The organism is Nitrospirae bacterium CG2_30_53_67 (assembly GCA_001873285.1).
Classification (GTDB): Bacteria; CG2-30-53-67; CG2-30-53-67; order CG2-30-53-67; family CG2-30-53-67; genus CG2-30-53-67.
Map to the genome: position 1 here is coordinate 21,347 of MNYV01000096.1, position 8,829 is coordinate 30,175.

The window sequence follows — 8,829 nt, forward strand, 5'->3', positions numbered from 1 at the left end:
CTATTTCAACCCTGACTACTGGTACGATTACCAGAGTAACAGGTTTATCCCAACTGCTCCAAAAACAGGAAGCGGGCTTACAGGCGAGAGGGCAAAGCTCTCCTCAGAATGGGATGGCAATTTTCTTAACTGGCTGACCATGAGAAGGATAGATATTATAAGAAAAGTCATGACTGGGGGGAAGACAACCACGGGCGAAGGCTCAGGCTTCGACAGACTCAATGGGGAAGTAGCGGATTGCGACAGCAGAGGAAAATACAAAAAGATAACAAATGCAGATCTCTACACGCCTTACAGTGGAACTCGGAAACTCTATGTTTATTCTGCAAGTGCCGGCTGCGGTGGCGGTGGATCTGGTACATCTTCATTCTCCATCAGGAACGACACTGGAGGGAGTGATGGCACTGGTAATGAAGGAACCTGGAATGTAACAGTCAGGGTGCCATCTCCCGTGGAAGGTGTTGTCCAGAGTGTCGTCGGTACCAGGGCACGACTGGGGCTTTCATTTTATAAGACGAATGCCCCCAGGCCGCAGGGCGGTTTTGTTCAGGTCAACGTCTCTGGTGGAAGTCTTTCAAGTACGGTAAACCAGATCAATCTCACCAGGCCGAGCACCAACACGCCCTTAGCTGAAACGTTATGGACGGTAGCCGGTTATTTTGCCCAGACGGCAAGCATGGAAAGCGGCCCCGGGCCTCGCTACAGCAGCGCGGATTATACGATCAACAACACAGCGGATCCTTACAATTATGGCACAGGCGGTCAGCCCAGCTACCCAAGCTGTGCCAAGAGTTTTGTGCTGTATATCACCGACGGAGAGCCGTGTGCGGACGGTTATCTGCCGGCAACTTTAAAAAGTTATGCCAACGGCAGATCCAACTATGATTGTTATGACTTAAATCCCGGCAATCCCGGCAGGGGTGGTTATTGTCCGGCTGTGGGAAGCTTTGCGGCATCCACCTTTCCGACATGCAATGGAGGCTGGCAGGGCGGATATGTCTCCGGCATGGAAGATGTGGCATTGTATGTTCATACCAACGATCTCAGGACAGCGGCAACCAAGGATATAACCGGCAAACAGGTCTTAACGCTTTATTCAGTATTTGCCTTCGGCAAGGGGTCCACACTGCTTCGATATGCAGCGATTAATGGCGGGTTTGAAGATTTTAATGGGAATGACGTCCCGGATCTTCAGTCCGAATGGGACAACAACGGCGACGGCGAACCCGACAACTTCTATGAGGCCGTAGACGGCCAGGAACTCGAAAAATCCATTCGGGATGCTTTTTCAAGCATACTCAAGAGGGCCGCTTCGGGCACGGCAGCCTCGGTTCTTGCCTCCGGTGAGGGTAGCGGGGCCAATCTTATCCAGGCGGTATTTTATCCGAGAAAGAGGATCGGAAACGATATTATCGGGTGGGCCGGTGTGGTTCAGGACCTTTGGTATTATGTGGACCCGCTGTACACAAACAGCAGTGTCAGAGAAGATACGGTTAAAGACAATATCCTCAGCCTTCCTGACGATAATATCGTGAGTATTTACTTCGATACCACTGATCAAATGGTCAAGGCCAAAAAATACGACAGCGATCAGGATGGAAACATTGGGGCGCTCAATTCGACAATTCTTTTTGAGGATCTGAAGAATTTATGGGAAGCCGGCAAGATCTTGTGGCAGCGGGATCTTACCGCGGAGCCAAGGACGATCTACACCACAACCGACGGAAGCAGTTTGTTCGACTTCTCAGTAGCCAATGCCGGGTCACTGAGCGCCCTTCTCGATGTTCAGGATGAAAACAGTGACTTAAATAGAACCGATGACGCTGAGTATCTCATCCGGTATATCCACGGCGAGGACTTCATTGGTATGGACCGCAACGTTGACGGGACGGATGATTTCCGGTCAAGGACGGTTTCGATGGACGGCGTTTCGAATACGTGGAAGCTCGGGGATATCATTAACTCGACTCCTAAGATTGTCTCATGGTATCGGTTGAACCGGTATGATCGAGATTATGGGGATACCACATACGGGCCTTGTGATGATCCACTTGCATATTGTCAGGATCCGTCTCAGAGCGATACGGCAGACCCGAACCATTTTATCACAACCCAGGCTTATAAGGACCGGGACACGGTCTATGTGGGCGGGAACGACGGGATGCTTCACGCCTTTAGACTCGGGACCTTGAGGCTCAAATGGGCCGGAAAGGGGAACTATGAAGCGGCGTCGCTGGACAGTTCGGGGGAGATGACAGGGTTGGGCGAGGAACGATGGGCCTTTATCCCCAAGAATGCCCTGCCTTATCTCAGATACCAAAAAGAGCAGGACTACTGTCATCTGTATACGGTAGATCTCACCCCCACGGTTTTTGACGCCAGTATCAATGGAAGTGCGAGTGCTGTAAGGGACGTAAACAGTTGGAAAACCATCCTGATCGGCGGCATGAGGCTGGGCGGCGCCAGCAGTAACGCCGGTTCAGCCTGCACGGATTGCGTGAAGACACCCATCAACGGCGTGGGCTATTCATCCTACTACGCCCTGGATGTGTCGGATGAGAACAATCCTCAGCTTCTCTGGGAATTTACCAATCCGGACCTTGGTTATGCGACCACAGGACCTGCCGTTATCCGGATAGGGGCCAAAGACACAAACGGCAGTTGGTTTGTGGTACTGGGCTCCGGTCCCACCGGACCCATCAGCTCTACAGGTTACCAATTTATGGGGCGGTCCGACCAGAACCTCAAGCTCTTTATCCTTGATTTGAAGACAGGCGCCCTGTTGACAACGATCGATACCGGACTGACGAATGCCTTTGCAGGCACCCTGATCAATTCCAACAATGATGTGGACGACAACTACCAGGACGAAGTTCTCTATATCGGCTACGTGACGAGAAACAGGGTAGGTAGTAATTATTTCTGGAACAACGGAGGGATAGGCAGGCTGGTTACCAAGGAAGATGCCAATCCGGGCAACTGGGTCTGGAGCAAGGTCATGGACGGCATCGGGCCGGTCACAGCGGGGATCACCCGTCTGCGGGATAAAAAACAGGATAGACTCTGGCTCTTCTCAGGTACGGGACGATATTATTTCTCTCTCGATACCGAAAACGACGATCCGGACGGCCAGAGATATATTTTCGGTTTCAAAGACCCCTGCTATGTGCCGAACTCGGGGTATGATAAGTTAGGGCTATGTACAACTACGGTGGATTTTAACACTTTTGATCTTCGAACCGTGACAGGCTTCAGCGCTGGTGGATGGGCGGAACCCAGCACCGGCTGGAAATGGGCTTTGGATGGCCAAGGGTCCGGTACCTATCCCGAAGGCGATCCTGCCGTGGACGTCACGAAAAACTATTTTTCCGAAAGGATGGTTTCCGATCCCTTCACCTCCAAGACCGGGTGCACATTCTTTACGACCTTCAGACCCTATAATGAACAATGTTCCATTGGAGGGGAATCCTTTATTTGGGTGCTTGATTATAAAACGGGAGGCCGCCCTAACTGTGATGGTAAGTTGACATTCCAGGTCTCCACAGGGGCCATACAGGAAGTCAATATCGATGATATCCCAGGGCCCAAGTCTGTCGGAACGGACGGTCAAACCCCCGATGGGCAGGGAGCGGCGCTTCAGTCCGGAGCGGACCCCACCAAGTTGCTTATTCACAAAAGGAAGAAATAATGAACGGCAAAGGGTTTACTCTCATAGAACTGATTGTGACAGTTACTATTATCGGTATCCTCTCCCTCGTTCTGGGAACTTCGTTTCAAGGGAGCATCGCCGCAAACAGGATTGAAGGTCAGGTCAAAGAGCTGCACGCTGACTTGATGACTGCAAGGGCCCGGGCCATGCAGCGGAATCGGATCTATTTTGCCGTGGTGGGCGCCGGCAGTTACCAGATCTGGGAAGATACGGACCAGGACGGCGTGCAGGATCCCGCCCCTGCGGATACTCCCCTGTTTGCCGTCCCGAAGCTGTTTGACGATCCGGTTTCGGCCGGGGCTGGGACGATTGTGATGAATGTCACGGGAATCGTGACCACGCCGGGAACCGTACAGTTTGATATCTCAAGGGCTTCAAGCACTCCGCCGGATTATGACTGTATTGAATTGACGCAGACGAGGATCAAGATGGGGCAGATGAATGGAGGGACGTGTAATGTCAAATAACAAGGGTTTCAGCCTGATCGAGATCATGATTTCCCTGGTGGTCCTTCTGGTGATATTCATCGGGCTGATGCAGGGCGCATTGGTTTCCATAGATTCGAATATGAGGGACAACCTGAGGGAGGAGGCGATCAGTATCGCCAATTCACAGATGCTGACTGCCAGAGACATGAGTTTTGCCGCTTTGGATTCGTTCACGACCACGGTAAACATCAATAAAAACTTCAGGAATATGCCTCCTTTCCCTTTTACGGTTACACCGGCAGTCAGTATTCTCGACGCGAATAATAAGGAAGTGACGATTACCGTATCATGGACGTGGAAAGGCCAGGTTTATTCCCATTCCGTGGCCTCGATTGTGAGAAACCCAGCAGCATAGTGAGGTAATCAAATCATGAAGCGCGAAGCCGGATTCAGCCTGATCGAGTTAATGGTCGCTATGACCGTATTTATTTTAGCCATCGCTGCCGCCTCGAATGTCTTTCTGGGCCTTCTGGGCCAATTCAAGCAGCAGTCCAGCATATCAGAATCCAATATGGAAGGGATGATCGGATTTGAGATACTGAAGAGAGATATCGAACTGGCCGGAGACGGGCTCCCTTGGACACCGGTCGGCACTTTCTATCCCGAATGCACTAACCCGAGTTATAATGATTCCTCCGCCGTTGCCCCGAGGTCAATCGTAAGTGACAACGATAATCCATCACTGTTCAATGGGTCGGATTATATCGTAGTCAAAGGGATCGGTGTGGCCAGCAATAACGTGGCCCAAAAATGGACTCGGCTGGGGGCCGGCGGGACAACCAGAGTATGGGGGGCCGCTTCAGAGGATTTTTCGGGCGCCGACTATGTGGTTGTCTACGATCCTTTTAACCATGCGTTGGTGACGAATGGGGGGAGCTTTTCCACGCAATATAATGCAGTTTCCGGTTTTGCGCCTACGGGGTCTCTAACCTATATCGTCTACGGAATAAACCCCAGTAGCATACAAATGCCGTTTAACCGTGCGGATTATTATATCTCGGACGGGAGTGTCCCCTATGCCTCAACGACTGTTGTGCCTTCCAAATGTGCTCCAGGCACAGGTGTGCTGGTCAAGGCCGAGGTGAGTCAAGCGGACGGCACTTTAAATGAGCTGCCCCTGATCGACTGCGCCGCCGATATGCAGGTGGTCTATGGTTTGGATAGCGATGGCACCAATGATGGCGTTGTAGATTTATACATGAACGACATCTCCGCGTTGACCGCTCAACTCATCCGAGATCAGTTGAAGGAAGTCAGACTCTATGTCCTCGCCCACGAAGGGGCGTTGGACATGAAATACACCATGTCGAACAGTTCCATCACCGTTGGAGAGTTCGGATTGGGGAGGGACTTTGACTTAACGACCATTACGAATGGAGTTAATTACCGATGGAGGGTTTACACCCTTGTGGTCAGAAAAGACTATCTGACGAAATAATCATAAAATCCTTGAGGTGATCATGAAAGAAAAAAGTCTTAAAAGAGGACTCCTAAAATTGAGAATTACCGTCATACGGCGGGGCACAACCGTGCATTCAGAACAGGGGATCGTTCTGGTGATGGTTCTGATCCTGGCTGCGATTTCTCTTGCCTTTATGTCGGCGCTTATGCTGATGGTGACCTCGAGCGCACAGATTTCAGGCGGTCACAAAAGGTTTGCTTCCGCCTGCGAGGCCGCGGAGGCAGGGGCTCAAGTTGCGCGCCAGATGGTTGATGCTCAGGACGCTCCCAACGTATCGGCATCCCTTGCTTCCTTCTCCCTTCCTGCAGATACGCTCATGAGCGGGCTCCTGGACCAGTACGGAACTCCTATGTCCTGTCTGGACGCTAAACTTAAAAACGGCACGAGTGATTGGAGTGCAACCTGTAACGATTCCCTGATCATTGATCCGGCCGACAGCGCAACCTATGATATGTCCTTTGATCTTGGAAGCAGTCCGACCTACAGCATCTACTCAAAAATTGTGGATACGGTGCAAGGGAATACAGGCAGCGATCCCAATGTGGAGCAGAGTACCGGCGTGGTCAACTCCATTAATGAAATCCAAACTGTGCCGGTCCCTTTAATTTACACCATCGAAGTTATTGCTCAAGCGCAGACAGGTACTGCTGAGAAGTGCAGGATATCCATGCTTTATAAATATTAGTCAACAAAGGAGATAACCTTGTCAAAAATACTCTATCTTTTTATGATTCTGACTTTTTTGTTTTCGTGCTCATCGGAGAGGTCTTTTAAACTGAACCATCAGGAACGCCTGGGTGTTGGAAAAGATGACGTTGCAAAGAAAAAGGAAGACTCAACGACTGATTTAACTGACCATGGCAGAGAAGCCGATACGAATGCGGATCAGACAAAAAATACACCTCCAAAAATCAAGAGTGTTTATTTTATGCCCGAGGTCTTTCATCCGGGCGATGCACTAAGGATTGAGGCGGCCGGCGCCGATGCGGATGGAGACCCGGTGACCCTGCTCTATGAATGGAGGGTCAACGGGGAGTCGGCAGGCGAGGGGAGCGCTCTGGACGTTCCCGTTCGGAGAGGTGATAAGATTTCCGTGAAGATTACACCCTTTGACGGCAAAGAAAATGGGCCTTCTGTGGTCCTGGACCGGGAGATTGTGAACATGCCGCCCATGATTGTTGAGGATAATAATTTTGAATTTGATGGAAAGACCTATACGTACCAGGTCAAAGCGAGTGATCCGGATAAAGATTCCTTGACCTATTCCCTGAAATCAGCCCCTGAGTCCATGTGGATATCACCGACCTCAGGACTGATCCTATGGGACGTTCCGAAAGAGTTCAACGGTTCGACCAAGGTGTCGGTCCTGGTGGATGACGGGCAAGGCGGCAGATCCGAATATGAGATGAACATCAACATCATGGAAGAAAAACCTGTAGAAAAAAATATGTGATAACGCTGAACTGTGCGGTGGCTATTTGCCATCCGCACGAGTAAATTGTTATGCCTTAGAGTATGCATCAAGTTCTTCTTCAATGCGTTCCGCCAAAAAAATCTTTACCAGCGATTGATAAGGTACATCTTTTTTATTTGCCAGCAGCTTTAGTTCTTCAAGCATTGCTTCGGGAAGGCGAAGAGAGATTGTCTTGACCGACGGTTTCAAATTTGGCAGCAAAGTTCTCTTTGCCTTTTTCCAATCAATAAACTCGGTTGAGTCATGAGTTGCCCAAAACGCTCTTTCCACATCTTCATTTTTAAACTTAGGTATTTTCTTCTTCATGAGCTTGATGCACTCTCCTTTCTTTTCGATTCATATCCCTTGCTGATATTACCCGGATTTTATTATTTCGAACCGTGAAAACCACAAATAAAAATCTTTCCGCATCAGTTTGACCAAGGGCAAAGAAACGGTTTTCCTGCTCTGAATGTTTAACATCGTCAGCAACAATCAACGGGAGATTGAAAAATATCTGTTCGCAGTTTGACAGAGAAACGTGATGCTTAAGCCAAATCTTATCTGCGTTATGACTGTCCCATTCAAATCCAGTGCATTTTGTCAAAATATCAAAGGATGTCACAAAGGATGTCATGATGGTAGTATATGACTATAATATACAATTCGTCAAGGGCTTTTTTCTATAATGACTGCTTAACAAGGTGGTTAATAAACGCATAAAATATCCAACCAGGTCCAGGCCATCCTTTTTTTGATTTTTTTTTAACTTGCCATCCTGAAATTTTTCTGGTATATTCCAGCCGTATTTAACAATAAAATCATCACCTGGTGTCAAATAATAATTTATATTATTTGACGATTTATACAATACGAATCGAATATCATAAATAGATTTATTACACTATGATGATAAGACCTTCTAATCAGGCAGGTTTCACAATCATCGAACTGATCATGGTTGTTTGCATGATTGCGCTTGTCATGGCCTTTGCCGGACCGTCGCTTGATGGATACACACAGGAAATGAGGACCAAGGCCGTGGCCAGAGAGATCTATACCATGCTTCAGCAGGCAAGGCTCACGGCTATCAAGGAGAATACGAGCATTACTGCCGATTTTACCCCAGCCGGGGGAAATGACTCGAAAGGGATCTATTCTGAAAGAGGCAAGCTGGAGATTCCCTACCCTGATGGCACCTACCCTCATGGCAAGTACCCTAATGGCACGGCCGTACTGGATCTGTCGTCCAATTCTGATTTTTTCGGCACAAAAATCATGCAGAATGGGTCAACTATTGATATGACGTTTACTAATAAAGGGACGGCAAACACTCAAACAGTCTCAGTGATGCATGATGATGTTTCGGTCAAAGGATATGATATTGTGACTAACGACGCCGGGGGGATACGGATTGAGAAAAAGTAGTAGGACAAATTCATCCCAGGCACACGGATTTACATTGGTCGAACTTCTCATCACCCTGGTGGTGCTCTCCATCGGCCTGCTTGGGCTGGCAGGCTTTCAGACACAGATGATCCATGCCAATTCCTTCAGCCGCGACATGACCATTGCCAACAATATCGGCACGGACCTCCTTGAAGAGGCCAAGGAGGTGGGTGTTTCAGGAATAGGGAACCTCTTTACTACATTGAGCAATAACTTCTCGGATAGTGTCCCTTACGGGGATATGGACAAAAACGGAATTCTTGATACA

The 8,829-nt window shown here is 49.2% G+C and carries 8 protein-coding genes and 1 pseudogene; 8 read left to right on the forward strand and 1 reads right to left on the reverse strand.

Going from position 1 to position 8,829, the window contains the following annotated elements:
• The first annotated feature begins 451 nt into the window (after positions 1-451).
• From AUK29_06015 to AUK29_06040, 6 genes are read left to right on the forward strand one after another with little or no spacing between them, the layout of a single operon-like run.
• Positions 452-3,688 (forward strand): hypothetical protein, encoded by a 3,237-nt coding sequence (locus AUK29_06015; protein ID OIP63807.1) that lies wholly within the window; start codon positions 452-454, stop codon positions 3,686-3,688.
• Entirely contained in the window at positions 3,688-4,176 is a 489-nt protein-coding gene (locus AUK29_06020; GenBank protein ID OIP63808.1) for a hypothetical protein, read from the forward strand. Before AUK29_06015 ends, AUK29_06020 begins: the two co-directional genes overlap by 1 nt.
• Positions 4,166-4,552: a hypothetical protein gene (locus AUK29_06025; GenBank protein OIP63809.1), complete on the forward strand. Its 387-nt coding sequence runs from the start codon at positions 4,166-4,168 to the stop codon at positions 4,550-4,552. Before AUK29_06020 ends, AUK29_06025 begins: the two co-directional genes overlap by 11 nt.
• A 15-nt stretch (positions 4,553-4,567) precedes the next feature.
• Positions 4,568-5,635, forward strand: a complete 1,068-nt coding sequence (locus AUK29_06030) for a hypothetical protein (GenBank protein OIP63810.1) — start codon at positions 4,568-4,570, stop codon at positions 5,633-5,635.
• 22 nt (positions 5,636-5,657) lie between these two features.
• The gene (locus AUK29_06035) at positions 5,658-6,344 is read left to right on the forward strand and encodes a hypothetical protein (GenBank protein ID OIP63811.1); all 687 of its coding nucleotides are present in this window, start codon (positions 5,658-5,660) and stop codon (positions 6,342-6,344) included.
• An 18-nt stretch (positions 6,345-6,362) separates the two neighbouring features.
• The gene (locus AUK29_06040; protein ID OIP63812.1) at positions 6,363-7,112 is read left to right on the forward strand and encodes a hypothetical protein; all 750 of its coding nucleotides are present in this window, start codon (positions 6,363-6,365) and stop codon (positions 7,110-7,112) included.
• A 48-nt stretch (positions 7,113-7,160) separates the two neighbouring features.
• On the opposite strand, the gene AUK29_06045 is transcribed toward AUK29_06040, so the two are convergent.
• A complete protein-coding gene (locus AUK29_06045) occupies positions 7,161-7,448 on the reverse strand; it encodes a hypothetical protein (protein ID OIP63813.1) in 288 nt (95 codons plus the stop codon).
• A 570-nt stretch (positions 7,449-8,018) separates the two neighbouring features.
• Here AUK29_06045 and AUK29_06050 point away from each other — a divergent pair.
• Both AUK29_06050 and AUK29_06055 read left to right on the forward strand, forming a co-directional pair.
• Entirely contained in the window at positions 8,019-8,540 is a 522-nt protein-coding gene (locus AUK29_06050; GenBank protein OIP63814.1) for a hypothetical protein, read from the forward strand.
• 34 nt (positions 8,541-8,574) lie between these two features.
• Positions 8,575-8,829: pseudogene (locus AUK29_06055) on the forward strand (hypothetical protein).

What these genes read in the sequence shown, in the direction of transcription:
- AUK29_06020 (OIP63808.1), top strand. Translation starts at nt 3,688, where the DNA reads ATGAACGGCAAAGGGTTTACTCTCATAGAACTGATTGTGACAGTTACT.
- AUK29_06025 (OIP63809.1), top strand. Translation starts at nt 4,166, where the DNA reads ATGTCAAATAACAAGGGTTTCAGCCTGATCGAGATCATGATTTCCCTG.
- AUK29_06030 (OIP63810.1), top strand. Translation starts at nt 4,568, where the DNA reads ATGAAGCGCGAAGCCGGATTCAGCCTGATCGAGTTAATGGTCGCTATG.
- AUK29_06035 (OIP63811.1), top strand. Translation starts at nt 5,658, where the DNA reads ATGAAAGAAAAAAGTCTTAAAAGAGGACTCCTAAAATTGAGAATTACC.
- AUK29_06050 (OIP63814.1), top strand. Translation starts at nt 8,019, where the DNA reads ATGATGATAAGACCTTCTAATCAGGCAGGTTTCACAATCATCGAACTG.